At 65.8% G+C, this 24,678-nt stretch carries 29 protein-coding genes; 23 read left to right on the forward strand and 6 right to left on the reverse strand.

Annotated features, from left to right (window positions below; translation table 11 throughout):
* The first annotated feature begins 17 nt into the window (after positions 1–17).
* Complete coding sequence (locus tag B5X78_RS01370) at positions 18–1,049, forward strand: AraC family transcriptional regulator (protein ID WP_079722696.1); 1,032 nt, start codon at positions 18–20, stop codon at positions 1,047–1,049.
* A gap of 3 nt (positions 1,050–1,052) precedes the next feature.
* Here B5X78_RS01370 and B5X78_RS01375 read toward each other — a convergent pair whose 3' ends face one another.
* Complete coding sequence (locus B5X78_RS01375) at positions 1,053–1,856, reverse strand: tRNA threonylcarbamoyladenosine dehydratase (protein ID WP_079722697.1); 804 nt, start codon at positions 1,854–1,856, stop codon at positions 1,053–1,055.
* 81 nt (positions 1,857–1,937) lie between these two features.
* Here B5X78_RS01375 and B5X78_RS01380 point away from each other — a divergent pair, with 81 nt between their 5' ends.
* Together B5X78_RS01380 and B5X78_RS01385 are read left to right on the forward strand one after the other, a co-directional pair.
* On the forward strand, positions 1,938–2,375 hold the full coding sequence (locus tag B5X78_RS01380; RefSeq protein WP_079722698.1) for a cytochrome c: 438 nt from the start codon (positions 1,938–1,940) through the stop codon (positions 2,373–2,375).
* A 138-nt stretch (positions 2,376–2,513) separates the two neighbouring features.
* Positions 2,514–2,990, forward strand: coding sequence for a glycine zipper 2TM domain-containing protein (locus B5X78_RS01385; protein ID WP_079722699.1), 477 nt, complete (start codon positions 2,514–2,516; stop codon positions 2,988–2,990).
* Between the two features lie 89 nt (positions 2,991–3,079).
* On the opposite strand, the gene B5X78_RS01390 is transcribed toward B5X78_RS01385, so the two are convergent.
* Complete coding sequence (locus B5X78_RS01390) at positions 3,080–3,289, reverse strand: cold-shock protein (RefSeq protein ID WP_079722700.1); 210 nt, start codon at positions 3,287–3,289, stop codon at positions 3,080–3,082.
* A gap of 234 nt (positions 3,290–3,523) precedes the next feature.
* On the opposite strand from B5X78_RS01390, the gene B5X78_RS01395 reads away from it, so the two are divergent.
* Genes B5X78_RS01395 through arsC form a run of 3 tightly spaced genes read left to right on the forward strand, consistent with a single transcriptional unit; the run spans position 3,524 to position 5,648 of the window.
* The gene (locus B5X78_RS01395) at positions 3,524–4,009 is read left to right on the forward strand and encodes a DUF456 domain-containing protein (protein ID WP_079722701.1); all 486 of its coding nucleotides are present in this window, start codon (positions 3,524–3,526) and stop codon (positions 4,007–4,009) included.
* A gap of 53 nt (positions 4,010–4,062) precedes the next feature.
* Positions 4,063–5,247 (forward strand): phospholipase A, encoded by a 1,185-nt coding sequence (locus B5X78_RS01400; protein ID WP_079722702.1) that lies wholly within the window; start codon positions 4,063–4,065, stop codon positions 5,245–5,247.
* A complete protein-coding gene (arsC, locus tag B5X78_RS01405; protein ID WP_079722703.1) occupies positions 5,247–5,648 on the forward strand; it encodes an arsenate reductase (glutaredoxin) in 402 nt (133 codons plus the stop codon). The genes B5X78_RS01400 and arsC overlap by 1 nt, the downstream gene beginning before the upstream one ends.
* Positions 5,649–5,820: 172 nt before the next feature.
* Here arsC and B5X78_RS01410 read toward each other — a convergent pair whose 3' ends face one another.
* The gene (locus tag B5X78_RS01410; protein WP_079722704.1) at positions 5,821–6,459 is read right to left on the reverse strand and encodes a glutathione S-transferase family protein; all 639 of its coding nucleotides are present in this window, start codon (positions 6,457–6,459) and stop codon (positions 5,821–5,823) included.
* Between the two features lie 68 nt (positions 6,460–6,527).
* On the reverse strand, positions 6,528–8,045 hold the full coding sequence (locus tag B5X78_RS01415) for a fumarate hydratase (protein ID WP_079722705.1): 1,518 nt from the start codon (positions 8,043–8,045) through the stop codon (positions 6,528–6,530).
* A 225-nt stretch (positions 8,046–8,270) separates the two neighbouring features.
* Here B5X78_RS01415 and B5X78_RS01420 point away from each other — a divergent pair, with 225 nt between their 5' ends.
* The 5 genes from B5X78_RS01420 (at position 8,271) to B5X78_RS01440 (ending at position 13,245) form a co-directional block, all read left to right on the forward strand.
* On the forward strand, positions 8,271–9,098 hold the full coding sequence (locus tag B5X78_RS01420) for a hypothetical protein (protein ID WP_079722706.1): 828 nt from the start codon (positions 8,271–8,273) through the stop codon (positions 9,096–9,098).
* An 81-nt stretch (positions 9,099–9,179) separates the two neighbouring features.
* Positions 9,180–11,069 carry an ABC transporter ATP-binding protein gene (locus tag B5X78_RS01425; protein ID WP_079722707.1) on the forward strand — a complete coding sequence of 630 codons (1,890 nt, stop codon included), beginning with the start codon at positions 9,180–9,182 and terminating at the stop codon, positions 11,067–11,069.
* Between the two features lie 57 nt (positions 11,070–11,126).
* A complete protein-coding gene (locus B5X78_RS01430; RefSeq protein ID WP_079722708.1) occupies positions 11,127–12,386 on the forward strand; it encodes a PQQ-dependent sugar dehydrogenase in 1,260 nt (419 codons plus the stop codon).
* On the forward strand, positions 12,386–12,799 hold the full coding sequence (locus B5X78_RS01435) for a hypothetical protein (RefSeq protein WP_079722709.1): 414 nt from the start codon (positions 12,386–12,388) through the stop codon (positions 12,797–12,799). Before B5X78_RS01430 ends, B5X78_RS01435 begins: the two co-directional genes overlap by 1 nt.
* Positions 12,796–13,245 carry a PaaI family thioesterase gene (locus B5X78_RS01440; RefSeq protein WP_079722710.1) on the forward strand — a complete coding sequence of 150 codons (450 nt, stop codon included), beginning with the start codon at positions 12,796–12,798 and terminating at the stop codon, positions 13,243–13,245. The genes B5X78_RS01435 and B5X78_RS01440 overlap by 4 nt, the downstream gene beginning before the upstream one ends.
* Here the strand turns inward: B5X78_RS01440 and B5X78_RS01445 are convergent.
* On the reverse strand, positions 13,232–14,029 hold the full coding sequence (locus B5X78_RS01445) for an amidohydrolase (protein WP_079722711.1): 798 nt from the start codon (positions 14,027–14,029) through the stop codon (positions 13,232–13,234). The genes B5X78_RS01440 and B5X78_RS01445 overlap by 14 nt on opposite strands.
* 11 nt (positions 14,030–14,040) lie before the next feature.
* Positions 14,041–15,189 (reverse strand): pyridoxal phosphate-dependent aminotransferase, encoded by a 1,149-nt coding sequence (locus B5X78_RS01450; RefSeq protein ID WP_079722712.1) that lies wholly within the window; start codon positions 15,187–15,189, stop codon positions 14,041–14,043.
* 66 nt (positions 15,190–15,255) lie between these two features.
* On the opposite strand from B5X78_RS01450, the gene B5X78_RS01455 reads away from it, so the two are divergent.
* The 12 genes from B5X78_RS01455 (at position 15,256) to metX (ending at position 24,667) form a co-directional block, all read left to right on the forward strand.
* Complete coding sequence (locus tag B5X78_RS01455) at positions 15,256–15,711, forward strand: DUF3293 domain-containing protein (protein ID WP_079722713.1); 456 nt, start codon at positions 15,256–15,258, stop codon at positions 15,709–15,711.
* Between the two features lie 87 nt (positions 15,712–15,798).
* Complete coding sequence (ccmA, locus tag B5X78_RS01460; RefSeq protein ID WP_079722714.1) at positions 15,799–16,443, forward strand: heme ABC exporter ATP-binding protein CcmA; 645 nt, start codon at positions 15,799–15,801, stop codon at positions 16,441–16,443.
* Positions 16,440–17,138 (forward strand): heme exporter protein CcmB, encoded by a 699-nt coding sequence (gene ccmB / locus B5X78_RS01465; protein WP_139381345.1) that lies wholly within the window; start codon positions 16,440–16,442, stop codon positions 17,136–17,138. The genes ccmA and ccmB overlap by 4 nt, the downstream gene beginning before the upstream one ends.
* Before the next feature lie 4 nt (positions 17,139–17,142).
* Entirely contained in the window at positions 17,143–17,811 is a 669-nt protein-coding gene (locus B5X78_RS01470) for a TetR/AcrR family transcriptional regulator (RefSeq protein WP_079722715.1), read from the forward strand.
* A 130-nt stretch (positions 17,812–17,941) separates the two neighbouring features.
* A complete protein-coding gene (locus tag B5X78_RS01475) occupies positions 17,942–18,691 on the forward strand; it encodes a heme ABC transporter permease (RefSeq protein WP_079722716.1) in 750 nt (249 codons plus the stop codon).
* Positions 18,688–18,861, forward strand: coding sequence for a heme exporter protein CcmD (ccmD, locus tag B5X78_RS01480; RefSeq protein WP_079722717.1), 174 nt, complete (start codon positions 18,688–18,690; stop codon positions 18,859–18,861). Before B5X78_RS01475 ends, ccmD begins: the two co-directional genes overlap by 4 nt.
* Positions 18,858–19,334, forward strand: coding sequence for a cytochrome c maturation protein CcmE (gene ccmE, locus B5X78_RS01485; protein WP_079722718.1), 477 nt, complete (start codon positions 18,858–18,860; stop codon positions 19,332–19,334). The genes ccmD and ccmE overlap by 4 nt, the downstream gene beginning before the upstream one ends.
* A 93-nt stretch (positions 19,335–19,427) precedes the next feature.
* Positions 19,428–21,347, forward strand: a complete 1,920-nt coding sequence (locus tag B5X78_RS01490; protein WP_079722719.1) for a heme lyase CcmF/NrfE family subunit — start codon at positions 19,428–19,430, stop codon at positions 21,345–21,347.
* Positions 21,344–21,958, forward strand: coding sequence for a DsbE family thiol:disulfide interchange protein (locus B5X78_RS01495; protein ID WP_079722720.1), 615 nt, complete (start codon positions 21,344–21,346; stop codon positions 21,956–21,958). The genes B5X78_RS01490 and B5X78_RS01495 overlap by 4 nt, the downstream gene beginning before the upstream one ends.
* Positions 21,958–22,425: a cytochrome c-type biogenesis protein gene (locus B5X78_RS01500; protein ID WP_079722721.1), complete on the forward strand. Its 468-nt coding sequence runs from the start codon at positions 21,958–21,960 to the stop codon at positions 22,423–22,425. Before B5X78_RS01495 ends, B5X78_RS01500 begins: the two co-directional genes overlap by 1 nt.
* Positions 22,425–23,453 (forward strand): tetratricopeptide repeat protein, encoded by a 1,029-nt coding sequence (locus B5X78_RS01505; RefSeq protein WP_139381346.1) that lies wholly within the window; start codon positions 22,425–22,427, stop codon positions 23,451–23,453. The genes B5X78_RS01500 and B5X78_RS01505 overlap by 1 nt, the downstream gene beginning before the upstream one ends.
* Before the next feature lie 101 nt (positions 23,454–23,554).
* Positions 23,555–24,667 carry a homoserine O-acetyltransferase MetX gene (gene metX, locus B5X78_RS01510; RefSeq protein ID WP_079722723.1) on the forward strand — a complete coding sequence of 371 codons (1,113 nt, stop codon included), beginning with the start codon at positions 23,555–23,557 and terminating at the stop codon, positions 24,665–24,667.
* The last annotated feature ends 11 nt before the right edge of the window (positions 24,668–24,678 follow it).

The following is a 24,678-nucleotide window of genomic DNA, read 5'->3' on the forward strand; positions in this document are numbered from 1 at the left end:
GATGCACGGAGAACGACATGGATAGCGTACGAGGCTCGGCCTTGCTCGAATTCGACGACGTCGTGCAACAACGCGGCGCGTGCGCGCAGGACTATCTCGATCGTTACCGAGTTCGCGCCGATGCGGCCGCGCGCCATGAGGGCACGCTAGGCTACCGGCACCTGGCGCAATTGTTGAACGAAACGGCTCACGCCATCGACATGCCGCATCTCGGCATGGAGCTGGCAAACCGGCAGGGTTCTCGACTGATAGGCCCTTTGCGAAATCTGGCACTCACTGCCAATACCGTGGGCGAAGGGCTTGCCGCGGTGCTGGATTACCTGCACATGCACAGCCGTGCGATCCGGTTCTCCTTGTCGCCTTCCGACAGCACGCGAACGCTGCTGGTGTTCGAGAACAATCTGGCGGCCGGCCTGGCTCTGCCACAGCTGGTGGAAAAATCCCTGTTGCACGGGTGCCTGCTGCTACGCGAGATGAGCAATGACGCGTGTCAGCCCAAGGCCGTGTGGCTGCGTCATCAACCGCTTTCCCAGGCGTCGCTGTACCGGCAGTACTTCGGTTGCCCGGTGCTGTTCTCGCAAAGTGACAATGCCGTAGCGTTGAATGTCGACGATATGTCGCGTCCCTGCGCGCAAGCGGATCCCGAATTGCATGCCATCATCCGCTTCTACCTGGATACACATGCCGATTCGGGATCGCCCGACTCGCTGCGGATGGAAATGCTGCAGCATATGCACGCCCTGTTGCCGCGACACCGCTGCAATCTGGAGCAGGTGGCGCCCGCATTGGGCATGAGCGTACGCACCTTGCAGCGACGTTTGAAGCAGGCCGGCATGGATTTCGAGGTCGAGCTGGATAACATGCGCCGAGACCTTGCCGAACACCTGCTACTGCAGTCCGACTTGAGCGTGACGCAAGTGGCGCAGGAATTGGGCTACCGGTGTACCGCCTCATTCAGTCGTGCGCATCAGCGATGGTTCGGCATCAGCCCCTTGGTGCACAGACGCCGGGAACAACGGCGTGGCGGCCTGGCGGCAGCCCTGTCCTGAAAATCAATCCGCAGCGGGCGGCACGGCCTTGAGCAGCATCTCCAGCGCCTTGCCCGCCATCGCGAAGGCGAACGCGCCGGTGATGTGGGTGGCCGCGCCAAGGCCCACACCGCAATCCAGTTTCAAAGCCGCATCGGCTCCCAACTGCGGGCGCAGGCCGCAGACGCTGCCATCGGCCTGCGGATAGCGCACGTTCTGCAATGAGTACACCGCGGTGACCCCGAAGTAGCGATCCGGGTTCTTGGGAAAATTGAACTCCGCGCGCAATTTTTTGCGCACCAGCGCCAGTAAGGCGTCGTGCTCGGTGCGCGAGAGATCGCGCAGACGGATTTGGGTCGGGTCGGTGCGTCCCCCCGCCGATCCCGAAACCAGTATCGGCAGCTTGCGACGCCGGCACCAGGCGATCATTTCGACTTTGGTGCGGAAGCTGTCGCAGGCATCCAGCACGAGATCGAAGTTGTGGTCCAGCAGCGCTTCCAGGTTGCCGGCGGTCAGGAAGGCCGGAACCACCTCCACCTCCACTTCCGGATTGATGGCGCGGCAACGGTCGGCCATGGCCTCGGCCTTGTTGCGGCCATACTGGCCTTCCAGCGCGGGAAGCTGTCGGTTCGTATTGGAGACGCAGATGTCATCGGCATCGATCAGGCTGAGGTGGCCCACGCCCGAGCGCGCCAGCGCTTCCACCACCCAGGAGCCCACGCCGCCCAGGCCGACTACAGCAACACGGCACTGCGCATAGCGTTCGACCGCGCCCTGCCCGTACAGTCGGTCGATGCCGGCAAAACGATCCTTGAGGACTTTTTTCATGCGCTCATTGTAAGCGGGCGATGGTGCCGGCCGTGATCCCCGTCGTACCATACCGGCCAAACCCAACCCGGAGCCCGCCGCATGGCCAGCCAGCCGCCTACCAAGTCCTCAACTGCATCCCGCTACCTGTTCCTGTTCCTGCTTGGCCTGGTGGTGGGCGCCATTTGCACGGTGATGGCGATGCGAGCGCTGCAGGCGCGGCATGATCCCTTCCCCGACAGCGTGATGCACGTGATGCAGAAGCACGCCGGCCAGCTGGGCGACAGCGTGGCGCAGAATCGCTGCGCCGCCACCGACACCGTTCCGCACGTGCGCACCTTGCGCGCGATGGCCAATGATCTGGAGTTGGCGTTTCCGCAGTACCGCGATGATCAACGCTTCGTCGAGCACGCCAGCACGTTCCGCGGCAAGCTGGATGCCGCGCTCGCCACGCCACCCACCAACTGCGCCATCGCCAAGCAGTTGGGTGAGCAGGTGAAGGAAAGCTGCAAGGGCTGCCACCAGGATTTCCGCGGCTGAATTTTGGCTGACGCAAACACGTGTCGCCATCGCGACACGCGTTGAATTGTCATCGGGTTCACATGCGTGCCGCGACGATGGCGGCGAACCGGAGCATCAAGGCCGGTCATCCATCGGACGTCTGGACCAGGAGGACTCATGAAACTTCGTGTGCTTGCTATCGGTGCCGCTTCGGCCATTGCCCTGGCGGGCTGCGCGACTTCTTCGCCCGGCTACAGCAGTGGCGGTTACAACAACGGCGGCTACACCTCGCCGTCTTCTTCCTATTGCGCGGACTGCGGCATCGTTGAACGCATCGATGTGGTGGGTTCGGGCAAGTCCGCACCTTCGGCCACCGGCGCGGTGCTCGGCGGCATCGTCGGCGCCGTGGCGGGCCGGGCGATCTCCAACAGCACCGGCGGCAGCGAGGGCAACAAGAATGTCTCCACTGCGGCAGGCGCCGTGGCAGGTGCGGTGGCGGGCAATGCCATCCAGAAGCGCACCACCGGCGATACCTACAACATCACCGTGCGCCTCGACGATGGTCGTCGCGTGACGATCAACCAGCACGACCTGGGTGGCATCCGCGAAAACACCTACGTGCGCGTGCAGAACGGCAAGGTCGTGCTGCGCTGATTGCGCCAGCCGGCGGACAAAAAAAGCCCGACGCGAGTCGGGCTTTTTCTTTGCATCCGGTCAGCGACCGGGGAGCCTGGCGCCAATACTCAGACGGGTTCGACTGCGTCGGCCTGCAGACCCTTCTGGCCCTGCACGACGGTGAAGCTCACCTTCTGACCTTCCTTGAGGCTCTTGAAGCCCTGGGTCTGGATAGCGCGGAAATGCACAAACACGTCTTCACCGTTTTCACGGCTGATAAAGCCGAAGCCTTTCGCATCGTTGAACCATTTAACGGTTCCGGTTTCACGGTCAGCCATCTACTTGCTCCTTGGAACTGGGTGGTGGTTACGCCTCTCGGCGGCTGGTTGCAAGGAGGAAGCGAGGTACAAACGATGTAGCGGATCGATGGATCTACCGCATCTAGGCCACGATTCACGGTGACCTTGGCAAACACAGCGGCCGCACAGTAACCCGCAATCTGTGAAAATGCAAACATCCGACGGGTGACCTTGCTATCCCATAATTTACTGATTCTAAAAGGAATTTCACCGATGCAAATTGAGTGGCTGTATTACGCTTTGGCGCTGGTGCTGATCCTCGTCGGCCTGGCCGGGGTGGTCCTGCCCGCCCTGCCCGGTTTGCCGCTGGTTTTCGCGGGGATGCTGGTGGCGGCCTGGGCCGATGGCTTCGAGCGCATCGGCTGGCTGTCCCTGACCGTGTTGGGCCTGCTTACGGCGCTGTCGGTGGCTGTGGATTTCTTCGCCACTGTGGTCGGCGCCAAACGCGTCGGCGCCAGTAGCAAGGCCTTGTTGGGCGCCGCCGTCGGCACTGTGGTGGGCATGTTCTTCGGCATTCTGGGCTTGTTCGTGGGTCCGTTTGCAGGTGCATTGCTGGGCGAGTACTGGCACAGCCGGGAAGTCGGCCAGGCCACGAAAGTGGGTCTGGGCACATGGCTGGGCATCGTCCTGGGCGTGGTGCTCAAACTGGGCCTGGCGTTTGCCATGCTCGGTTATTTTGTTCTGGCGTGGTTGTTCTGATCCGCGTCATCGGCCTCATGCACAATTCCTTCGACTCCTCCGCGCCCGTTCCCATGACCCCACGCCCTCTGACCCTCCTGACCACCGCCTTTGTAGTGAGCCTGGCCGTCGCCCCGCTCAGCGCCCAGGAAGCACAGCCGCAAGCCGCCACGCCGGAAGCCTGCGCTGCAATCGAAGCCGACAGTGCCCGCCTGATCTGCTACGACTCGATGTTCCGCCAGCAAGCCCGCGACACGACCACCGCCGATGCACAGGCAGTGGCCGCCAAGACCAGCCTGGAATACCAGAAGGAGCAGGCCAAGCAGGAGCGCAAGCAGGCCGCGGAAAGCGAAAACACCAGCCTGGGAGAACGCACGCGCCGACGCGTCGGCGCGTGGTTCCGCACCGACGATCCCATGCTGCAGGACGCCATCGCCAATGCCGGCAAGGGTTCTCTGCTGGACAGCCGCTGGGAGCTGGCCAGGGACTCCAAGCTGGGCGTGTTCCAGTTGCGCGGCTACAAGCCGCTCTATCTGATGCCGGTGTTCTGGACCAGCGACGTCAACGAGCGGCCGACGTCGCCCAATCCGCGCAATGCCGTCACCGAGCCGTTGCCGCTGGACAACACCGAGGCCAAGTTCCAGCTCAGCTTCAAGACCAAGTTCGCCGAGAACATCTTTGGCGACAATGGCGATCTGTGGGGCGCCTATACCCAGAGCTCGCGCTGGCAGGTCTACAACGGCGAGGAATCACGGCCCTTCCGCGAAACCAACTACGAACCGGAAGTGATGCTGGTGTTCCGCAACAACTACAGCATCGCCGGGTGGAAGGGACGGATGATGAGCGTGGGCTTCAACCACCAGTCCAACGGCCGCACCGATCCGCTGTCGCGCAGCTGGAACCGGGTGATCTTCAGCGCTGGCCTGGATCGGGAGAACTGGGCGTTCGTGGTCCGTCCCTGGTATCGCATTCCGGACGGCAATGACGATGACAATCCGGACATCGAGGATTACATCGGCCGCGGCGACGCCATGATCACCTACAGCAAGAACGGCCACGAGGTGACCTTGCTGGGCCGCCATTCGCTGCGCGGCGGCGACGACTCGCATGGTGCGCTGCAGTTCGACTGGGGCTTCCCGATCAACCGCACGTTCCGCGGCCACGTGCAGGCCTTCCACGGGTATGGCGAAAGCCTGATCGACTACAACCACAAGGCCACCTACATCGGCTTGGGCATCTCGCTGCTGGAGTGGTACTGATGGCCATCCCCGGCGATGGCGTCACGATTTACCACAATCCCGCCTGCGGCACGTCGCGCAATGTGCTGGCGTTCCTGCGCAAGGCCGGCATCGAACCTACCGTGATTGAATACCTGCAGACGCCGCCCGATCGCAGCATACTGACCGGGTTGATTGATCAGATGGGCACGCCGGTGCGCGAGGTGGTGCGCAGCAAGGAAGCCTTGCATGCCGAACTGGGGCTGGATGCGCCCGGCACCGGCGATGAAACGCTGATCGAAGCGATGCTCGCCCATCCAATCCTGATTAACCGGCCGATCGTGGTGTCGCCCTGGGGCGTGAAGCTGTGCCGGCCTTCGGAGACCGTGTTGGATTTGCTGCCGCCGGAATTGGCCGAGAAGGCGAAAGCCGACGCGTTGTAAAACCCCCTCTCCCGTTTACGGGGGAGGGCTGGGGTGGGGGCAGAACGAAGACGGGTACTCAACGATCACGTCTTCGTTCTGCCCCCATCCCAACCTTCCCCCGCAAGCGGGGGAAGGAGCTGAAGCGGATCCACCTGCCCGATCAGGAAGCATCCTGGCTTTGGTCGCCAGCTCACATCCAGTCAGTCAACCCTTCGCGCGCATAGACTTCCTTGAACGCCGGCCGCTGCTTCATGCGATCCGCATAGGCTTTGAGCACCGGCCAGCTGTCGCTGGGCCTGGGCATGTTGCGCGACCAGCGCATCAGCATGGTGGTCATGAAGTCGACCACGGTCAGTTGCTCACCGATCATGAAAGGCCCGTTGGCCTGCAGGTGATCGGCCACGCGTTGCCAGGCACCTTCGATGCGCTGGCGGGCTTGATCCCGGCTGATGTCGTAATGCGCCTCGCCAGCCGACTGATCGTCATAGAACCACTGCCGGTAAGCCGGCTGCAGCGAGTTGGCCAGGAAGAACATCCACTGGTAGTAATGCGCGCGATCAATCGAGCCAGGCGTCGGCGCCAGCTTGGCCTGCGGATGCGTATCGGCCAGGTGCAGCAGGATCGCGGCGGCTTCGGTAATCACCTGCCCGTCCACGACCAGTGCCGGTACGCGGCCGGCCGGGTTGAGCTTCAGATACTCCGGCGCCTTCTGATCGCCCTTGTCGAAATCCAGCTCATGCAACTGATGTGGCGCATCCAGCTCGATCAACAGCCAGTGCACGACCAGGCTGGCGGTGCTGGGGGAATAGAACAGCGTGGGCGTGGACATGCGGGCTCCGGGCTACGAAGTGAACGGGAAATACGACAAGGCCCGCTTGCGCGGGCCTTGCGGGAAATTCATGCAACCACTACAGGAATCTTGCCAATCCGCGCCTGCCATTCGCGCGGCCCGGTGGTGTGCACCGAGGTGCCCTGCGAATCCACCGCTACGGTCACCGGCATGTCCTGCACGTCGAACTCGTAGATGGCTTCCATGCCGAGATCGGCGAAGCCCACCACCTTGGCGGCCTTGATCGCCTTGGACACCAGATAGGCCGCGCCGCCCACGGCCATCAGATAGGCCGACTGGTGCTTCTTGATCGCCTCGATGGCGGTCGGACCGCGCTCGGCCTTGCCGACCATGCCCAGCAGGCCGGTCTGCGCCAGCACCTGTTCGGTGAACTTGTCCATGCGCGTGGCCGTGGTCGGACCGGCCGGGCCCACCACTTCGTCGCGCACCGGATCCACCGGACCCACGTAGTAGATGAAGCGGCCGCGCAGATCCACCGGCAGCGCCTCACCCTTGTTGAGCATGTCGACCATGCGCTTGTGCGCGGCATCGCGACCGGTCAGCAGCTTGCCGTTGAGCAGCAACACTTCGCCGGGCTTCCAGCTGGCCACATCGGCCTGCGTCAACGTATCCAGATTCACGCGACGGCCCTTGCTGGCGTCGTAGGTCAGCTCCGGCCAGTCCTCGAGCGAGGGCGGATCCAGCATCACCGGGCCGCTGCCATCCAGGGTGAAATGCGCGTGGCGGGTGGCCGCGCAGTTGGGAATCAGCGCCACCGGCAGGTTGGCCGCATGGGTGGGGTAATCCTTGACCTTGATGTCCAGCACCGTGGTCAGGCCGCCCAGGCCCTGCGCGCCGATGCCGAGCGCGTTGACCTTGTCGTACAGCTCCAGGCGCAGCTCTTCGGCGCGGTTGCTGGCGCCGCGCGCCTGCAGATCGGTGATGTCGATCGGCTCCATCAGCGCTTCCTTGGCCAGCAGCATCGCCTTCTCGGCGGTGCCGCCAATGCCGATGCCCAGCATGCCCGGCGGGCACCAGCCAGCGCCCATGGTCGGCACGGTCTTGAGCACCCAGTCGACGATCGAGTCGGAAGGATTGAGCATGGCGAACTTGGATTTGGCTTCCGAGCCGCCGCCCTTGGCGGCGACGATCACGTCCACGGTATCGCCCGGGACGACTTTGACGTTGACCACGCCGGGGGTGTTGTCCTTGGTGTTGATGCGCTTGCCGGCCGGATCCGCCAGCACCGAGGCGCGCAGCTTGTTGTCCGGATCGTTGTAGGCGCGGCGCACGCCTTCGTGGACCATGTCTTCCACGCCCATGGTGGCGTCGTCCCAGCGCACGTTCATGCCGATTTCCAGGAACACGGTGACGATGCCGGTGTCCTGGCAGATCGGCCGGTGGCCTTCGGCGCACATGCGCGAGTTGATCAGGATCTGGGCGATGGCGTCCTTGGCAGCCGGCGACTCCTCGCGCTCGTAGGCAGCGGCCAGGTTCTGGATGTAGTCCACCGGGTGGTAGTAGCTGATGTACTGCAGCGCGTCGGCGACGGACTGGATGAGATCTTCTTGCTTGATCGAGGACATGAGGCGGGGCTGGCTGCCGGAAGGTCGCGGGCGGAGCCGGCTATTTTAGGCGATCCGGCGCCCGCAGAGCCCCGCCGCGGCCGCCGTCCCGATGGCCCTTTGGTCGTATGCCTGCCGGCACCCCGCCAGGCCGGGCCTTGCTGGCCCAAAGGCCTATAGAACCGGGCGCTGGGCCGGGCTTAGACTGCGCGGGCCGCAACCAGCGGCAGTGTTTGTGGAGGCTGTATGTCGTCCGCATCGCGATTTGTCCTGACCCTGTCGGGCCTGGCCCTGTCCGCCGGGATGGCCCTGCCAGCCCATGCGGTGGAGCCGCTGGACGTTTTCAACGTCCGTGTCGCCGGCTACCTCAATCGCTTCGATACCGACGTGCGCGCCGATGGCGACACCGCCCGCGGCAACGAGATCAACCTGGACCGGGACTTGGGCCTGGATGACAACAAGGCCATCGCCTACATCGGCGCCAGCTGGCGACCTTTCGATCATCACGAGTTCGGCTTCGGCTACTACCGCAATGATCTGGACAACACCCGCCAGTTGCAGCGCCAGTTTGAATTCAACGACACCTTGTACGAAGCCAATGCCGTAGTGCGCGCCGAGTACGACTTCAAGGCGTACGAACTGAACTACGTCTGGTGGGCCGCCTCGCATGAGAACTGGGCGCTGGGCCCGCGCCTGGGCCTGGTCTGGTACAGCATCAATCTGGGCTTGTCCGTGCAGGTGGACAGCGGCGGCAACCAGGTCAGCAACAGCCGCAGCAATGAAGTCTCGGCCGACCTGCCAGCGCCCACCATCGGCGGCAGCTGGCGTTGGACCCCTGCCGATCAATGGCGCGTCTCCGCCGACGTGGGCTACTTCTCGGCCAATGTCGAGAGTGTCGACGCCGATGTGACCTTCGGCCGCGCCGGTGTGGAGTGGTATCCGTGGGAGCGCTTCGGCTTCAGCCTGGACTACACCATCAGCCATATCGATGCGCAGGCGGAGAAGAACAACTTCCGCGGCAATTTCGATTTCCAGGATGCCGGCGTGCGTTTTGGCGTGGCCTATCGCTTCTAGCTGCGCCTGCGCGGCCCGGCGACGCCGTCGCCGGGTCGGCCGCTTTCACTCATTTGCCTTGTCCATCCCGCACAATGCGGCATGGCCCAACGCGAACCTGCCGCCACGGATGACACGCGCGCCCAGGCGGCGGCGCGCAGCAACAGCCTGCGCGAGCGCGTCGATGCGCTGCGCAACCTGCCACCGTTCCTGCGCCAGATCTGGAAGACCAGCCCCGGCTTGACCCTGGCCACGATGGGCCTGCGGCTGGTGCGCGCCTTCCTGCCCGTGGCCACGCTGTATGTGGGCAAGCTGATCATCGATGAGGCCGTGCGGCTGGTGGGCGTGGGCGCCGGGTTTGCCGGAATCGAGGACGCCTGGCACAGCGGCCAGCTCGATACCCTCGCCGGCTTGCTGGCGCTGGAACTGGGCCTGGCCATCGGTTCGGACTTGCTGGGCCGGCTGATCAGCTACGGCGACGGCCTGCTCTCCGAACTGTTCACCAACGCCACCAGCGTGCGCCTGATGGAGCATGCCGCGCGGCTGGATCTGGAGGATTTCGAAGACCCGGATCTGCAGGACAAGCTGGATCGCGCGCGCCGCCAGACCATGGGCCGGATGAACCTGATGAGCCAGTTGTTTGGCCAGGTGCAGGATGCGATCACCGTGGTGACCTTTGCCGCCGGCCTGGTGATCTACGCGCCCTGGCTGATCCTGCTGCTGGCGGTGGCGTTGATTCCGGCCTTTGTCGGCGAAGCGCACTTCAATGCGTTGGGCTACTCGCTCAACTTCGCCTGGACTCCCGAACGCCGCCAGCTGGAATACGTGCGGCAGACCGGCGCCAGCGTGGAAACCGCCAAAGAGGTGAAGATCTTCAACCTCCACCGCTTCCTGATCGATCGCTACCGCCGCCTGGCCGACAAGTTCTACCTGGCCAACCGCGCGCTGGCGCGGCGGCGGGCATTGTGGGGCACCTTGCTGGCAGCGCTGGGCACATTGGGCTACTACGTGGCGTATGGCTACATCGCCTGGCGCACGGTGCGCGGCGACTTCAGCATCGGCGATCTAACCTTCCTGGCCGGCAGCTTCCTGCGCCTGCGCCAGTTGCTGGAAGGCCTGCTGGTCGGGTTTTCGCAGGTCGCGGGCCAAGCGTTGTATCTGGACGATCTGTTTTCGTTCTTCGAGATTGAGCCGGAGATCATTTCGCCTCCCAACCCGGTGCCGGTGCCCCGTCCGATCGCGCGCGGCTTCGTGTTCGAGAATGTCGGCTTCCGCTATCCGGGCGCGGAACGCTGGGCGGTGCGTGCGCTCGACTTCGAACTGCGTGCCAACGAGGTGCTGGCGCTGGTCGGCGAGAATGGCGCCGGCAAGACCACCCTGGTCAAGTTGCTCGCCCGCCTGTACGACCCCGACGAAGGCCGCATCCTGCTCGATGGCCGGGATCTGCGCGAGTACGACATCGACGAGCTGCGCGCCAACATCGGCGTGATCTTCCAGGACTTCGTGCGCTACCACCTCACCGCCGGCGAAAACATCGGCGTGGGCCTGGTCGAGGCGATGGACGACAAGGAACGCATCCGCCATGCCGCGCAGCGCGCGATGGCCGATGAAGTGATCGCCACCCTGCCCCAGGGCTACGACCAGATCATCGGCCGGCGCTTCAAGAACGGCGTGGATCTGTCCGGCGGTCAATGGCAGAAGATCGCCATCGCCCGCGCCTACATGCGCGATGCGCAGGTGATGATTCTGGATGAACCCACCGCGGCGCTGGATGCGCGATCGGAGTTCGAGGTCTTCCAGCGCTTCAAGGAACTGTCGGACAATCGCACCGCCGTGCTGATTTCGCACCGGTTCTCCAGCGTACGCATGGCCGATCGTATCCTTGTGCTCAATGAAGGCCGACTGGAAGCCAGCGGCACCCATGAGCAGCTGATGGCCGCAGGTGGCCGTTATGCGGAGCTGTTCGAATTGCAGGCGGCCGGTTACCGTTGACCGGTCCGCTGGCTGTCCGGCAGCCGCCCCGTTGTCCCATTCCCCCAGGAGCTCCCGATGCCCTTGAAGTCCCGTCTTGCCGTGGCCACCACCCTCGCCGTGTTGCTGGTCGCCTGCTCGCCCGCGCCCGAAGCCGCCACTCCGGCCGCAGCGCAGCCCGCACCCGCGCAACCGGTCGCTGCCAAGAGTCTGGCCAGCACCTTGGGCGCGATTGAAGTCCAGCAGATCGCGGCTGGCCTGGATCATCCGTGGTCGGTGGCGCTGCTGCCGGAGGGCGGCTTCCTGGTCACCGAGCGCAGCGGCCAGCTGCGCCACGTCGGCGCCGACGGCGCGATCTCCGCGCCGTACACCGGCGTGCCGGCGGTGTTCGCCGAAGGCCAGGGTGGCCTGCTCGACGTGGTGCTGGCGCCGGACTTCGCCAGCAGCAAGCGCATCTTCCTCAGCTATGCCGAAGCTGGCGACAAGGGCCTGGCCGGCACCGCCGTGGCCACGGCGATCCTGGGCGATGGCGCGCTCACCGAGGTCAAGCGCATTTACCAGCAACTGCCCAAGCTCGATGGTGAAGCGCATTTCGGCTCGCGGCTGGCCTTTGATGGCCAGGGTCATATCTTCATCAGCCAGGGCGAACGCAACCATCGCCCCACCTCGCAGGAGCTGGACAAGCTGCAGGGCAAGCTGGTGCGCCTGAACCTGGATGGCAGCGTGCCGCAGGACAATCCCTTCGTCGGCCAGGCCAACGCGCGTCCGGAAATCTGGAGCTACGGCCACCGCAACATGCAGGGACTGGCATTCGATCCGCGCACCGGCACCTTGTGGGAATCCGAGCATGGCCCGCGCGGCGGCGACGAACTCAATCATCCGCAGCCGGGCAAGAATTACGGCTGGCCGATCATCACCTACGGCATCAACTACTCCGGTCTGCCGATTCCCGAAGCGCAGGGCCAGGTCAAGGAAGGCATGGAGCAGCCGTTCCATTACTGGGCCAAGTCGCCTGGCCTGAGCGGCATGGCGTTCTATACCGGGCATGCGGATTCGCCCTGGAACAACAGCCTGTTCCTGGGCTCGCTGGCGGAGAGCAATTTGATCCGCCTGAGTTTGGACGGCGACAAGATCGTCGGTGAAGAACGCCTGCTGAGCGAAAACAGCGAGCGCGTGCGTGATGTGCGCGTAGCCGCTGACGGTGCGATCTATGTGCTGACCGATGAGGACAACGGCAAGCTGCTGCGCATCCATCCGCCCAAGGCGCCCGCTGCGCCGGCAGCGCCGGCCGCCCCGTCGGCGCCTGCCGCTCCGGCGCCGGCCCAGGGTCAGCCGTGATGCGCATCGGCTTCACGTTGGCCGGCGCTGTCGTTGCCGCGCTGTTACTGGCGGTTGTCTTTGCACCATCTCGCGCGCTGGCGCAGGCCAGCACGTCAGTGGATTTCAACGCCGCCAAGCGTGCGGCCGATGCCGACGAAGCGACGCTGACCGTGACCCAACGCGCGAACATCCAGCAGGCGCAATCGCGCCAGCTGGACACCGCGGTTGCCGACTGCGCCAGCCCCAATCCGGACACCACTGCCTTTGTGGTGGTGGCCGAGTTGGATGCGCGGGGCAAGATTGTCCGTACCTGGCGTCAGGGCGACACGGCCTTGGCGCAATGCGTGGAGCACGAGTTGAGTGGTCGCTTCCTGGAGCCGCCGCCGCGCGCACCTTTCCATGTGTCCTTTGAGCTGAGCTTTACCCGATGAGCGACGTGCCAGACATCAATGCCCTGCTCCGCGCGCGTCTGCCTGCCGGCGTGCCCCTGCAGATTCCGCCGCCCTGCCTGGTCGATATGCAAGGTGAGGTGCTGGAGTACATCGAAGGTCAGTCGTTACGCCTGCGTTTCCCGGTACTGAAGCGCTACCAGAATCCGATGGGGCATATGCAAGGCGGCTTCATCGTCGCGGCGCTGGACAACACCTTGGGTCCGTTCTCGTATCTGATTGCCCCGCCCAGCGTGACCACCGCTTTGAATACGCAGTACCTGCGTCCGGTCCCCCCGTCAGAAACCCACATCATCTGCACGGCCGAACTGGTCGAGCGCACGCGCAACCAGTTGCATCTGCGTGGCGAAGCGCGCAATGGCGAAGGCAAGGTGCTGACGCTGTGTCAGGCGGTCTGCCAGATCCTGCCGGCCGTCAGCCCAGGGTGAAGCGATCCGCATCCAGCATCGCCGGGAAGCGCTCGCGATGCTGCTGCAAGGCCTCGGCGGAAATGACGCTGGTGCTGATGCCTTCGCCCGGCCCCAGCTCGGCCACGGGCTGACCGAGGAAATCGATCACCGCACTGTCACCCGAATAAGTCAGCTCGTTGCCATCGGTGCCGGCACGATTGACCGCCGCCACATAGCAGAGGTTTTCAATCGCGCGCGCGCGCAACAAGGTGCGCCAGGCATGGGCCCGCGCCGCCGGCCAGTTGGCCACGAAGATCTGCAGATCAAAATCCAGCTGGCCCGGCCGCTCCACATCGAAACGATTGCGGCAGAACACCGGAAAGCGCAGGTCGTAGCAGACCTGCGGATTGATTCGCCAGCCTTTCCATTCCACCGACAAACGCTCGCTGCCGGCGGCATAGCGCTTGTGTTCACCGGCGTAACGGAACAGATGGCGCTTGTCGTAGTACGCCAGCTCGCCATCGGGCGTGGCCCAGAGCAGACGATTGAACACGCCGCCTTCGGCACGCAGCTGCACGCTGCCGGTGACGGCGGCATCGAGCTGGCGCGCCTGCGCGCGAATCCAGGCGACGGTTTCGCCGTCCATGGTTTCGGCGCGATCGATGGCGTCATTGCTGAAGCCGCTGGTGAAGGTCTCCGGCAGGATCACCAGATCCGTCTGCCCCGCCAGCGGTGCGATCAGGCCGGCGTAGTAGTCGCGGTTGCCGGACGGATCGTGCCAGCGGGTTTCGCCTTGGATGAGGGAGATGCGCAAATCGTGCATGGTCGACACCCCTACAGCTTCTTCAGGCGTTCAATGGCCGCGTCCAGCGTCGCCTGGTTCTTGGCGAAGCACAGCCGCGCCAGGCGTTGGCCCGGCGGCGGGTTGTCGTAGAACGGCGACAGCGGAATGGCGGTGACGCCGTGCTCGATAGTCAGCCAGCGCACGAACTCGATGTCCGGCAGATCGCTCACCGCCGAATAATCCACCAGCTGGAAATAGCCGCCCGGCACCGGCAACGGCTTGAGCCGGGTGCCGAGCAACTGTGCGCGGAAGTGATCGCGCTTTTCCTGATAGAACGCGCCCAGCTGCTCGTAGTGCTCCGGCTCGTCGCGGATCATCGCGGCAAACGCATGCTGGGCCGGGGAGAAGGTGCAGAACACGTTGTACTGGTGGACCTTGCGGAACTCGGCACTCAAGGCCGGCGGCGCAATCGCATAACCGATCTTCCAGCCGGTGCAGTGATAGGTCTTGCCGAAGCTGGACACCACGAAGGCGCGCTCGGCCAGTTCCGGATAACGCAGGGCCGACTCGTGGCGGCGGCCGTCAAACACGATGTGCTCGTAGACTTCGTCGGAGATCAGCACGATCTCGGTGCCGCGCAGGATTTCGATCAGCCGGCGCATGTCGGCTTCGGCGAGCATGGCGCCGGAGGGATTGTGCGGACTGTTGATGATCAGCACGCGGGTACGCGGGGTGATGGCCGCCTGCACCTGGTCCCAGTCGACCGCGAAGGTCTGCGGGTCCAGCGCCACGTGCACGGCTTTCGCGCCGGCCAGCTCGAACGCCGGCTCGTAGCTGTCGTAGGCCGGGTCCAGCACGATCACTTCCTCGCCCGGACGCACCACCGCGTGGATGGCGTTGAACAGCGCTTCGGTGGCGCCGCTGGTGATGGTGATCTCGGTATCGACATTGACCTGGCGGCCGTAGCAGCGCAGTTGCTTGTCGGCAATCGCCTGGCGCAGCACCGGCACGCCGGTCATCGGCGCGTACTGGTTGTGGCCGGCGCGCATGGCGCGGTCCAGTTCGTCGATCAGGCGCTGCGGTACCGCGAAATCCGGAAAGCCCTGGCCCAGGTTGACCGCGCCGTGTTCGGCGGCCAGCTGCGACATCACGGTGAAGATGGTGGTGCCCACCTTGGGCAATTTGGTCTGAAGGTGCATCCGCCTTTCCGGCAACCACGGGGGACAGGGAGTGTACGCAATGCCGGTGCAAGGCGATGATGCGGCATGCATCGCTACAGCGTTCCGCCCACGGAAAGACAGCGCCTGCAGGCCGCATGGCAGGCGGCCTGCTACCGCGTCCAGCTTGGTCGGCACGCCTGCACCCTGCAGGTGGACCGGCCCGCTCCCGACCTGGAGCGCCGTTGGCCGGGCAGCACCTATGCGCTGGTCACCGCCTTCAATCCGCCACCGGGACAGGCCAGCGCGCACGAGAACGCGCTGGCCGCGCGGCGCCTGGAGCAGCTGTTGGACTGCCATGGCTGGCCCATCCGTCCGGCCGAGGCCAGCGATGATCAGGGTCGCTGGCGCGAACCCGGCTGGCTGATCCGCGACCTGAGCCTGAGCCAGGCCAGCGCGCTGGCGCGGCGTTTTCGCCAGGGCGGCCTGCTGTTCTGGCGCCGCCGGCTGCCGGTGGGCCTGCAGCTGTTGTGGCCCTTGTTTGATGCAGAAAGTCCGCATTGAAGGCACCCACCGGCCCGGCCGGGGGCCCCGCCCGCTTACAATGCGCGCTGTTGTGCCGCCCACTGCCGCCAGGCTTCTGCCGTTTCGATGACCGATTTCAGCCACGCCCATCCGCCCCTGCTTGCAGCGCGCGGCCTGACCTTCACGCGCAATGACGAACCGGTGTTCGGCCCGCTGGACTTCGCGGTGGACGCCGGTGAGGCGCTGTTGGTGCAGGGCGGCAACGGCGCCGGCAAGACCACGCTGTTGCGGGTGCTGGCCGGCCTGTTGCGCTCGGACCAGGGCGATATCGATATCGACGGACGCCCCGCCAATGCTTCGCAGCGCTCGCATGCGATTGCGTATCTGGGCCACCTGCCAGCCTTGAAGGCCGATCTGAGCACCTTGGAAAACCTGCACTTCCTCTGCGGCCTGCATGGTCGCCGCGCACGCCAGATGCCGGGCAACGCGCTGGCCATGGTCGGCCTGGGCGGTTACGAGGACAGCCTGGCGCGGCAGCTGTCGGCCGGCCAGAAGAAACGTCTTTCACTGGCCCGCCTGTGGCTGTCGCCTGCACCGCTGTGGTTGCTCGACGAGCCTTACGCCAACCTCGATCTGCAGGGCATCAACCTGGTCAACCGGATGATTTCCGCGCATCTGCGCGGTGGCGGCGCGGCGCTGGTCACCACGCATGGCGCCTATGCGGCGCCGCCGGTGCAGACCCGCATGCTGCATCTGGGAGGTGAGGCATGAACGCGCCGATGTCCACCGCACCGGGTTTGTTCGGCGCCGCTGCGGCTTTGATCCTGCGCGACCTGCGCTTGTTGTGGCGGCGCCGCGGTGATGCCGCGCAGCCGGCCCTGTTTGCCCTGCTGGTGGTGGTGCTGTTTGCACTGGGATTGGGCGGAGAACCGCAGGCGCTGGCGAAGGTCGCGGCGGCGGTGCTGTGGGTGGCGGTGCTGCTGGCGGGCCTGCTGTCGCTGGACACCCTGTTCCGTGGCGATGCCGAAGACGGCTCGCTGGAGCAATGGATACTCGCTCCGGTGCCGCTGGCCTGGCTGGTGGCGGTGCGCGTGCTGACCCATTGGGCCACCACTGCATTGCCGCTGGTGCTGGTGACGCCGCTGCTGGGCGAACTGCTGCATCTGCCGCGCGCGCAATTGCCGATCCTGCTGGTCTCGCTGCTGCTGGGCACGCCGTTGTTGAGCCTGCTCGGCGCGGTGGTGGCCGCGCTGACCGTGGGCATGCGTCGCTCCGGCATCCTGGTGGCATTGCTGGCGCTGCCGCTGTACGTGCCGATCCTGGTGTTTGGCGCCGGCAGCGTTGCCGCCAGTGCCCAGGGCCTGGATGCAGGCGGCGCGTTGCTGCTGCTCGGCGCGGGTCTGGTGCTCGCGCTGGTGCTGGCGCCGCTGACGGCCGCCGCCGCCATCCGCATTGCATTGAACTGAGCGCATGACCGACGGATCCCCGGCGCTGCCGCGCCCTGCCCGCCCGCAACGCCCGCGCCCGGATTTCTATCGCCGCGGTGAGCAGCGGGTGGAGCGCTTCCTCGAAGCGGCCACCGAGGTGTTCCTGGAAAAAGGCTATCGCGATGCGCGGCTGACCGATGTGGTCGCCCGTTCGGGGGGCTCGCTCTCCACGCTGTACAGCGCCTACGGCGACAAGCAGGGTCTGGCGCTGGCGATCATGGATCGCAGCATCGCCGCCTTTGGCGCCAGCCTGGATCTGCTCGACGGCTCGCAGCTTCCGCCACCGCAAGCGCTGCCCGAAGCCGCCGAGCGGATGGTCGCCGAGACGCTTTCGCCCGGCCGGATCGTCACCCATCGCATCGTGATCGCCGAAGGGCTCAACTTCCCGGAGCTGCGCGACTGGTTCATGGAGCACGGCGTGGCGCCGGCCGAGCGCCGGCTCAGCGCCTGGTTCGAGCGCGAGCGCGTGGCCGGCCGGCTGGTGCTGGAACATGCCAGCGTGGCGGCCAACCGCTTCTACATGATGGTGTTCGGCGGCGTCATCCTGCGCTCGGTCAACGGCCAGATTGGCGCGGCCGATCTGCCACGCATCCAGCAGGAGGCGCGCGAAGCGGTCTCAATCTTCCTCGAAGGCGTGCTGCCACGCGCCTGAACCCGGCCATTGCCCTGCGACGCTGGGTCGCAGCCCCGTGCTTGGCTCGGTCGCCCCAGTCTGGGAAAATGCGGCGGAATCCACAGAACAGAGCCGCGCCAGCATCCCACTGGATGCCCCAACGCACGCCATGAATCCCCTCGTCCGCTGGTTTCACCAACTCGGCTCGCCGCCCTACTTCGATCGCTTCGCCGCGCGCTGGACGCCCTGGTGCTACCTGGCGGCGCTGATCCTGCTCGGTCTGGGCCTGTGGCAGGGCCTGTTCGTGGCGCCGGCCGACTACCAGCAGGGTGACAGCTTCCGCATCCTCTACATCCATGTGCCGGCCGCGTGGATGAGCCTGTTCGTGTTCGGCCTGATGGCGTTCTATTCGGCCATCGCCCTGGTCTGGCGGATCAAGCTGTGCGAAATCCTCGCCATGGCCTGCGCGCCGATCGGCGCGGCGTTCACCCTGATCACCCTGGCCACCGGTTCGATCTGGGGCAAGCCGATGTGGGGCACCTGGTGGGACTGGGATCCGCGCCTGACCACCGAACTGATCCTGCTGTTCCTGTATCTGGGCGTCAGCGGCCTGTATGGCGCCATCGATGATCGCCGCGCCGCCGCGCGCGCCGCCGGCCTGCTGTCGATCGTGGGCGTGGCGCTGTTGCCGATCATCCGTTACTCGGTGGAATGGTGGAATTCGCTGCACCAGGGCCAGACCATCAGCCTGATGGGTGGCTCCAAGATGGATGCCAGCATGCTGCTGCCGCTGTGGTTGATGGTGGCGGCCACCAAGTTCTGGTTTGCCGGCTCGTTGCTGGCGCGCGCACGCGCTGACAACCTGCGGCGCGAACTGGGCAAGGACTGGGTGGCGCGGCTGGCCGGAGGCAAGCCATGAACTACCTGGGTTACGTGATCGGCGCCTATGCCGTATTCGCCGCGGTGCTGCTGTGGGACGTCATCGTCCCGCAACTGCAGATCCGGCGTGAACTGCGTGCCGCGCGCCTGCGCGCCGCGCGCGATGCCAGGTCGGCGCCGCCGGCCGAGCCATTGGAGTTGAATCGATGAATCCCACCCGCCGCCGCCGCCTGATCTGGGTGTTGCTGCTGGTGGTAGCTGCCGCTATCGCCGCCACCCTGATCGCCATGGCGCTGCAGCGCAACGTGGCCTACCTGTATACGCCGGCCGAAGTGCTGCGCGGCGAAGCCGGCGAACATGCGCGCTTCCGCCTGGGCGGCATGGTCGAAAAAGGATCGTTCAAGCGCGAGTCCGGTTCGCTGGAAGCGCATTTCCGCGTCACCGACGGCGACGCGCAGTTGCCGGTGGTGTACGACCGCATCCTGCCGGATCTGTTCCGCGAAGGTCAGGCGGTGGTGGCCACTGGTTCGATGAAGGACGGCGTGTTCGTGGCCGAGGACGTGCTGGCCAAGCACGATGAGACCTACATGCCCAAGGAAGTGGCGGACAAGATGGGCAAGGCGCACCAGAAGCACGATGTGCAGACGCCGGCGGATGCCGCGGCGTCGGGGTCGGCCAATTGATTCGCCGCGGCGTCGCGCACAGGCCGGCGTCCGCTTTCCCGATGGTTCACTGCCCGGCGAGTGCGGGTCTCCCACTTTGGATGTACTGAACGCATGCTCCCCGAACTTGGCCAAATCACCCTGATCCTGGCGCTGCTGGTGGCCGCCGTGCAGGCCATCCTGCCGCTGGCCGGTGCGCATCGCGGCAAAAGCGACTGGATGGCATTGGCGCGACCGGCCGCTTACGGCCAGACCGTACTGCTGCTGCTGACCTTCGCCGTGCTGACCCACGCCTTCGTGGTGCAGGATTTTTCGGTCAAGTACGTCGCCAGCAATTCCAACACCCTGCTGCCGATGATGTATCGCTACTCGGCGGTATGGGGTTCGCACGAAGGTTCGCTGTTGTTGTGGGTGCTGGTGCTGGCGCTGTGGACCACGGCAGTGGCGCTGTTCTCCGGCAAGCTGCCGCAGCCGGTGGTGGCGCGCGTGCTCGGCGTGATGGGCCTGGTCAGCCTGGGCTTCACCGCCTTCCTGCTGCTTACGTCCAATCCGTTCGAGCGCCTGTTGATGGTGCCGGCCGAAGGCCGCGACTTGAACCCGCTGCTGCAGGACCCCGGCCTGATCATCCACCCACCGATGCTCTACATGGGCTACGTCGGCTTCGTGGTGCCGTTCGCGTTCGCCATCGCCGCCCTGCTCGATGGTCACGTCGATGCACGCTGGCTGCGCTGGACGCGCCCGTGGACGAATGTCGCGTGGGGCTTCCTCACCATCGGCATCGCCCTGGGCAGCTGGTGGGCGTATTACGAACTGGGCTGGGGCGGCTGGTGGTTCTGGGATCCGGTGGAGAACGCCAGCTTCATGCCGTGGCTGGTGGGTGCGGCGCTGCTGCATTCGCAAGCGGTCACTGAAAAGCGCGGCAGCTTTGCCGGTTGGACCCTGCTGCTTGCGATCGCCGCGTTCTCGCTGTCGCTGCTGGGCACCTTCCTGGTCCGTTCCGGCGTGATCACCAGCGTGCATGCGTTTGCCGCGGATCCGTCGCGCGGTGTCTTCATCCTGGCCTTCCTGGGCATCGTGATTGGCGGCTCGCTGCTGCTGTACGTCTTGCGTGCGCCGCGCAGCGAAGGCGCGCCGTTCACCGCCAGTTCGCGCGAGACCCTGCTGCTGGCCAACAACGTGCTGCTGGCCGCGGCCTGCGGCATGGTGCTGCTGGGCACGCTGTATCCGCTGATTGCCGATGCACTGGATCTGGGCAAGATTTCCGTGGGCCCGCCCTACTTCGGCCTGCTGTTCCTGGTGTTGATGGCGCCGCTGGTGCTGCTGGTGCCGTTCGGCCCGCTGACCCGCTGGCAGCGCGAACAGGCCAGCAAGCCGCTGGCGATGCTCGCACCGTGGGCCGGCCTGGCCCTGCTGGTCGCGGTCGCCGCCTATTTCATGGCCCCGCAGGGCGCGTGGAAAACCGCAGCCGGTGCGCTTGGTGGTGCGTGGGTGGCGCTGGGCACGTTGCGATTCCTGTGGACGCGCCTGCGCAGCAATGGTCGGCTCACCCCGGAAATGCTCGGCATGATCCTGGCGCATCTGGGCATTGCGGTGTTCGTGGTCGGCGCGCTGCTGGTGGAAGCGCAGAACGTGCAGCGCGAACTGGCGCTCAAGCCGGGGCAGACGCTGGAGATGAGTGGCTACGCCTTCCGCTTTGAAGGCGTCGACGAGACCCAGGGCCCCAACTACCTGTCCGATCGCGGCCATGTGCGCGTGCTGCGCGGCGATCGCGAGCTGGTGCTGCTGCACCCGGAAAAGCGTGCCTACGCCAGCGGTGGCCAGGTAATGTCCGAAGCCGGCATTCGCCCTGGCCTGTTCGGCGATGTCTACGTGGCGCTGGGCGAACCGCTGGGCAATGGCGCCTGGGCGGTACGCGTGCATATCAAGCCATTCGTGCGCTGGATCTGGCTGGGTGCATTGATGATGGCGCTGGGCGCCTTCATCACCGCTGCCGACAAGCGCTTCCGCCGCACACCGGAGACCCGCAGCGCATGAACGATCCTTCGAACCCTTCTTCCAGCACGCCGCCTCCTGCCGTGCCGCCCAAGTCGCGTGGTGCGCTGGTGTTTGCCGCCGTCATCATCGGCCTGTTCTTTGTCGGCCTGATGGTGCTGCTGGCCTACGGCGTCAAGCAGTCCGGGCGCGCCGATCGCGAGTCGCTGCCGTCGCCGCTGATCGGCAAGTCCGCACCGGCCTTCAGCCTGCCGGTGCTGCACGATCCCAACGTGCGCATCAGCAACAAGGATCTCGCTGGCGCGCCCTACGTCATGAATGTCTGGGGCAGCTGGTGTCCGGAATGCCGGGTCGAGCATCCGGTGCTGACCAAGTTCGCCCTGACCAAGCGCGTGCGCTTCATCGGCTACAACCTCAAGGATGAGCGCGGCGAAGCACTGCGCTGGCTGGAGCAGTTCGGCAATCCCTACATGCTGGTAATCGCCGATGAAGACGGCCGCACCGCCATCGACTGGGGCATCTATGGCGCGCCGGAAACCTTCCTGGTCGATGGCCAGGGCATCGTGCGCTGGAAGCATGTCGGCGCGGTCACCGATGACATCCTTGCCAACGAGCTGATTCCCGCGCTCGAGAAGGCCGAGGGCAAGCGATGATGTCGCCCGTTCGCGCGCAGGCGCACGCCTGGCTGGCCACCGGCCTGCTGGTTCTGGCCAGTGTGCTGGCCACCGGCGCGGTGCTGGCGCAGGCCAGCGACCCCACCCCGCTGGTGTTCCGCGATGATGCGGAAGAAGCGCACTTCCACCGGCTCACCGCCGAACTGCGTTGCGTGATGTGCCAGAACCAGTCACTGGCCGATTCCAATGCGCAGATCGCCCATGACCTGCGCCGCGAAGTGCTGGACCTGATGCGCCAGGGCAAGAACGATGCGCAGATCAAGCAGTTCCTGGTCGAGCGTTACGGCGAGTTCGTGCTGTACAAGCCCGATGTGGCGCCCGGCACCTGGCTGCTGTGGTTTGGTCCGGCCGCGCTGGTGCTGATTGGCGGCGTGGTGGTGGTCAACATCGTGCGCCGCCGCTCGCAACGCGAAGTTCCGCCCGCCAACGATGAGCAGGAGTGGTGATGAATCTGTTTGCTGCACTCGCCGCCCTGATCACGGTGGTCGCGCTGGTGGCCGTGCTGTTTCCGCTGTGGAAAAGCTCACGCCCGATTTTCCTGGCCGCGCTGGTCACCCTGGGACTGGGCGCCATTGCCCTGTATCGACTGGTCGGTACCCCGGCCGCCATGGACCTGCAGCCGCAATCCGCCACCGCGGAAATGCCGCAGGACCTGGACACCGCGGTCAAGCAACTGGAAGACGCGCTCGCGCGTAATCCCAACGAGGTGGAAGGCTGGCGCCTGCTCGGTCGCACCTACCTGAGCATGGAGCGTTACGCCGATGCCCAGGCCGCCTTCGCCAAGGCGCTGAAGATCACGCCGGACGATGCCGACGTGCTGGTCGAGAATGCGCAGGCCCGCCTGTACGCGGATCCGCGCAAGCAGTTGGATGCCGAAGGCGTGGCCCTGCTCGAGCGCGCGCTCACCATCGCGCCGCAACACCAGCGCGCCCGCTGGTTCCTCGGCGTGGCGCAGCGTCAGCAAGGCAAGCCGGCCGAAGCGGCCAAGACCTGGGAGCCGCTGCTCGCCGGCGTCGATGGCAATACCGCCACCACCCTGCGCGCGCAGATCAACGAGGCCCGCGCCGAAGCCGGATTGCCGGCCCTGGCCGCGCCGCCGGTCGAAGCCATCGATGCCGCGACCGGCCCGGTGCTGCTGCGCGCACGCGTGGAAATCGCGCCGGAACTCAAGGACAAGGTCGGCGCCCAGGACACGGTCTTCGTGTTCGCCCGCCAGCGTGGTGGCCCGCCGATGCCGGTGGCGGCCAAGCGCCTGACGGCCAGCGAGTTGCCGGCCAGCGTCGCCCTGAGCGATGCCGACAGCCCGATGCCGACCCTCAAGCTGTCGCAGGTGCAGGAAGTGGAACTGGTGGCGCGGGTCTCCAAGGCCGGCGACGTGATGGCCAAGTCCGGTGACCTGGAAGCCTCGGCCATCGCGGTCAAGGCCGGCGACGCGGGCGAAGTCGTGCTGACGATTGATCGCATCGTCCCCTGATGCCCGCCGCACCGACGGCCCCTGCCGTCGGCCGCGCGCTCTGCACCGGGGCGTCGCCTTCGCGGCTCGCCAGCACCGCAGCCGCCCTCTAAACTGCCGCGATGACTGAATTCATCCCGCCAGCCACGCTGTTCCATGCCCTGCCCTCGCCCTTCCCGATGAAGCGCGGCGGCGAACTGCACGGCGCGCGTGTCGCCTACGAAACCTGGGGCCAGCTCAACGCCGCGCGCGACAACGCGGTATTGATCGTCACCGGCCTGTCGCCCGACGCGCACGCCGCGCGCAACGCCGGCAACGACGAGGAAGGCTGGTGGGAAGCCATGCTGGGTCCGGGCAAGGCGATTGATACGGATCGCTGGTTCGTGATCTGCGTGAACTCGCTGGGCAGCTGCAAGGGCTCCACCGGCCCGGCGTCGATCAATCCGCAGACCGGGGCGCTGTATCAGCTCGACTTCCCCGAACTGTCGGTGGAAGACGGCGCCCGCGCCGCGCATGCCGTGGTGCAGGCGCTGGGCATCGAGACTCTGGCCTGCATCATCGGCAACTCGATGGGCGGCATGACCGCGCTGGCCTACCTGTTGCTGCATCCCGGCGCGGCGCGTTCGCACATCAACATCTCCGGCAGCGCGCAGGCGTTGCCGTTCTCGATCGCCATCCGTTCGCTGCAGCGCGAAGCCATCCGCCTGGATCCGGCCTGGAACCACGGCCACTACGACGACGACCACTATCCCGAGTCCGGCATGCGGATGGCGCGCAAGCTCGGCGTCATCACCTACCGCTCGGCGCTGGAATGGGATGGCCGCTTTGGCCGGGTGCGGCTGGAATCGGACCGTCCGGACGAAGAGCCCTTCGGCCTGGAGTTCCAGGTGGAAAGCTACCTGGAAGGCCATGCGCGGCGGTTCGTGCGCCGCTTCGATCCCAATTGCTACCTGTACCTGAGCCGCTCGATGGACTGGTTCGACCTGGCCGAGTACGCCGGCGGCGACGTCATGCAGGGGCTGGCGAAGATCCGGGTGGAACGGGCGCTGGCCATCGGCGCGGTCACCGACATCCTGTTCCCGCTGCAGCAGCAGGAGCAGATTGCCCAGGGCCTGGCGTTGGGTGGCGCGCAGACGGAGTTCGTACCGCTGGAATCGCCGCAGGGGCATGACGCCTTCCTGGTCGACTTCGAGCGCTTTGCCCCGGCGGTGGCGGGATTCCTGGCGAAGCTGTGACCGGATCGGCG

The sequence above is a fragment of the Pseudoxanthomonas indica genome, assembly GCF_900167565.1.
Classification (GTDB): domain Bacteria; phylum Pseudomonadota; class Gammaproteobacteria; order Xanthomonadales; family Xanthomonadaceae; genus Pseudoxanthomonas_A; species Pseudoxanthomonas_A indica.

Bases quoted from the DNA above. Each gene is read 5' to 3' on its own strand.
- B5X78_RS01425 (WP_079722707.1), top strand. From the start codon at position 9,180: ATGGCCCAACGCGAACCTGCCGCCACGGATGACACGCGCGCCCAGGCG.
- B5X78_RS01435 (WP_079722709.1), top strand. From the start codon at position 12,386: ATGCGCATCGGCTTCACGTTGGCCGGCGCTGTCGTTGCCGCGCTGTTA.
- B5X78_RS01400 (WP_079722702.1), top strand. From the start codon at position 4,063: ATGACCCCACGCCCTCTGACCCTCCTGACCACCGCCTTTGTAGTGAGC.
- B5X78_RS01390 (WP_079722700.1), bottom strand. From the start codon at position 3,289: ATGGCTGACCGTGAAACCGGAACCGTTAAATGGTTCAACGATGCGAAA.
- B5X78_RS01495 (WP_079722720.1), top strand. From the start codon at position 21,344: ATGAACGATCCTTCGAACCCTTCTTCCAGCACGCCGCCTCCTGCCGTG.
- B5X78_RS01450 (WP_079722712.1), bottom strand. From the start codon at position 15,189: ATGCACCTTCAGACCAAATTGCCCAAGGTGGGCACCACCATCTTCACC.
- B5X78_RS01415 (WP_079722705.1), bottom strand. From the start codon at position 8,045: ATGTCCTCGATCAAGCAAGAAGATCTCATCCAGTCCGTCGCCGACGCG.
- B5X78_RS01420 (WP_079722706.1), top strand. From the start codon at position 8,271: ATGTCGTCCGCATCGCGATTTGTCCTGACCCTGTCGGGCCTGGCCCTG.
- B5X78_RS01475 (WP_079722716.1), top strand. From the start codon at position 17,942: ATGAATCCCCTCGTCCGCTGGTTTCACCAACTCGGCTCGCCGCCCTAC.
- ccmD (WP_079722717.1), top strand. From the start codon at position 18,688: ATGAACTACCTGGGTTACGTGATCGGCGCCTATGCCGTATTCGCCGCG.
- arsC (WP_079722703.1), top strand. From the start codon at position 5,247: ATGGCCATCCCCGGCGATGGCGTCACGATTTACCACAATCCCGCCTGC.
- B5X78_RS01470 (WP_079722715.1), top strand. From the start codon at position 17,143: ATGACCGACGGATCCCCGGCGCTGCCGCGCCCTGCCCGCCCGCAACGC.
- B5X78_RS01370 (WP_079722696.1), top strand. From the start codon at position 18: ATGGATAGCGTACGAGGCTCGGCCTTGCTCGAATTCGACGACGTCGTG.
- B5X78_RS01505 (WP_139381346.1), top strand. From the start codon at position 22,425: ATGAATCTGTTTGCTGCACTCGCCGCCCTGATCACGGTGGTCGCGCTG.
- B5X78_RS01380 (WP_079722698.1), top strand. From the start codon at position 1,938: ATGGCCAGCCAGCCGCCTACCAAGTCCTCAACTGCATCCCGCTACCTG.
- B5X78_RS01500 (WP_079722721.1), top strand. From the start codon at position 21,958: ATGTCGCCCGTTCGCGCGCAGGCGCACGCCTGGCTGGCCACCGGCCTG.
- metX (WP_079722723.1), top strand. From the start codon at position 23,555: ATGACTGAATTCATCCCGCCAGCCACGCTGTTCCATGCCCTGCCCTCG.
- B5X78_RS01385 (WP_079722699.1), top strand. From the start codon at position 2,514: ATGAAACTTCGTGTGCTTGCTATCGGTGCCGCTTCGGCCATTGCCCTG.
- B5X78_RS01455 (WP_079722713.1), top strand. From the start codon at position 15,256: ATGCATCGCTACAGCGTTCCGCCCACGGAAAGACAGCGCCTGCAGGCC.
- B5X78_RS01410 (WP_079722704.1), bottom strand. From the start codon at position 6,459: ATGTCCACGCCCACGCTGTTCTATTCCCCCAGCACCGCCAGCCTGGTC.
- B5X78_RS01375 (WP_079722697.1), bottom strand. From the start codon at position 1,856: ATGAAAAAAGTCCTCAAGGATCGTTTTGCCGGCATCGACCGACTGTAC.
- ccmB (WP_139381345.1), top strand. From the start codon at position 16,440: ATGAACGCGCCGATGTCCACCGCACCGGGTTTGTTCGGCGCCGCTGCG.
- ccmE (WP_079722718.1), top strand. From the start codon at position 18,858: ATGAATCCCACCCGCCGCCGCCGCCTGATCTGGGTGTTGCTGCTGGTG.
- ccmA (WP_079722714.1), top strand. From the start codon at position 15,799: ATGACCGATTTCAGCCACGCCCATCCGCCCCTGCTTGCAGCGCGCGGC.
- B5X78_RS01490 (WP_079722719.1), top strand. From the start codon at position 19,428: ATGCTCCCCGAACTTGGCCAAATCACCCTGATCCTGGCGCTGCTGGTG.
- B5X78_RS01440 (WP_079722710.1), top strand. From the start codon at position 12,796: ATGAGCGACGTGCCAGACATCAATGCCCTGCTCCGCGCGCGTCTGCCT.
- B5X78_RS01395 (WP_079722701.1), top strand. From the start codon at position 3,524: ATGCAAATTGAGTGGCTGTATTACGCTTTGGCGCTGGTGCTGATCCTC.
- B5X78_RS01445 (WP_079722711.1), bottom strand. From the start codon at position 14,029: ATGCACGATTTGCGCATCTCCCTCATCCAAGGCGAAACCCGCTGGCAC.
- B5X78_RS01430 (WP_079722708.1), top strand. From the start codon at position 11,127: ATGCCCTTGAAGTCCCGTCTTGCCGTGGCCACCACCCTCGCCGTGTTG.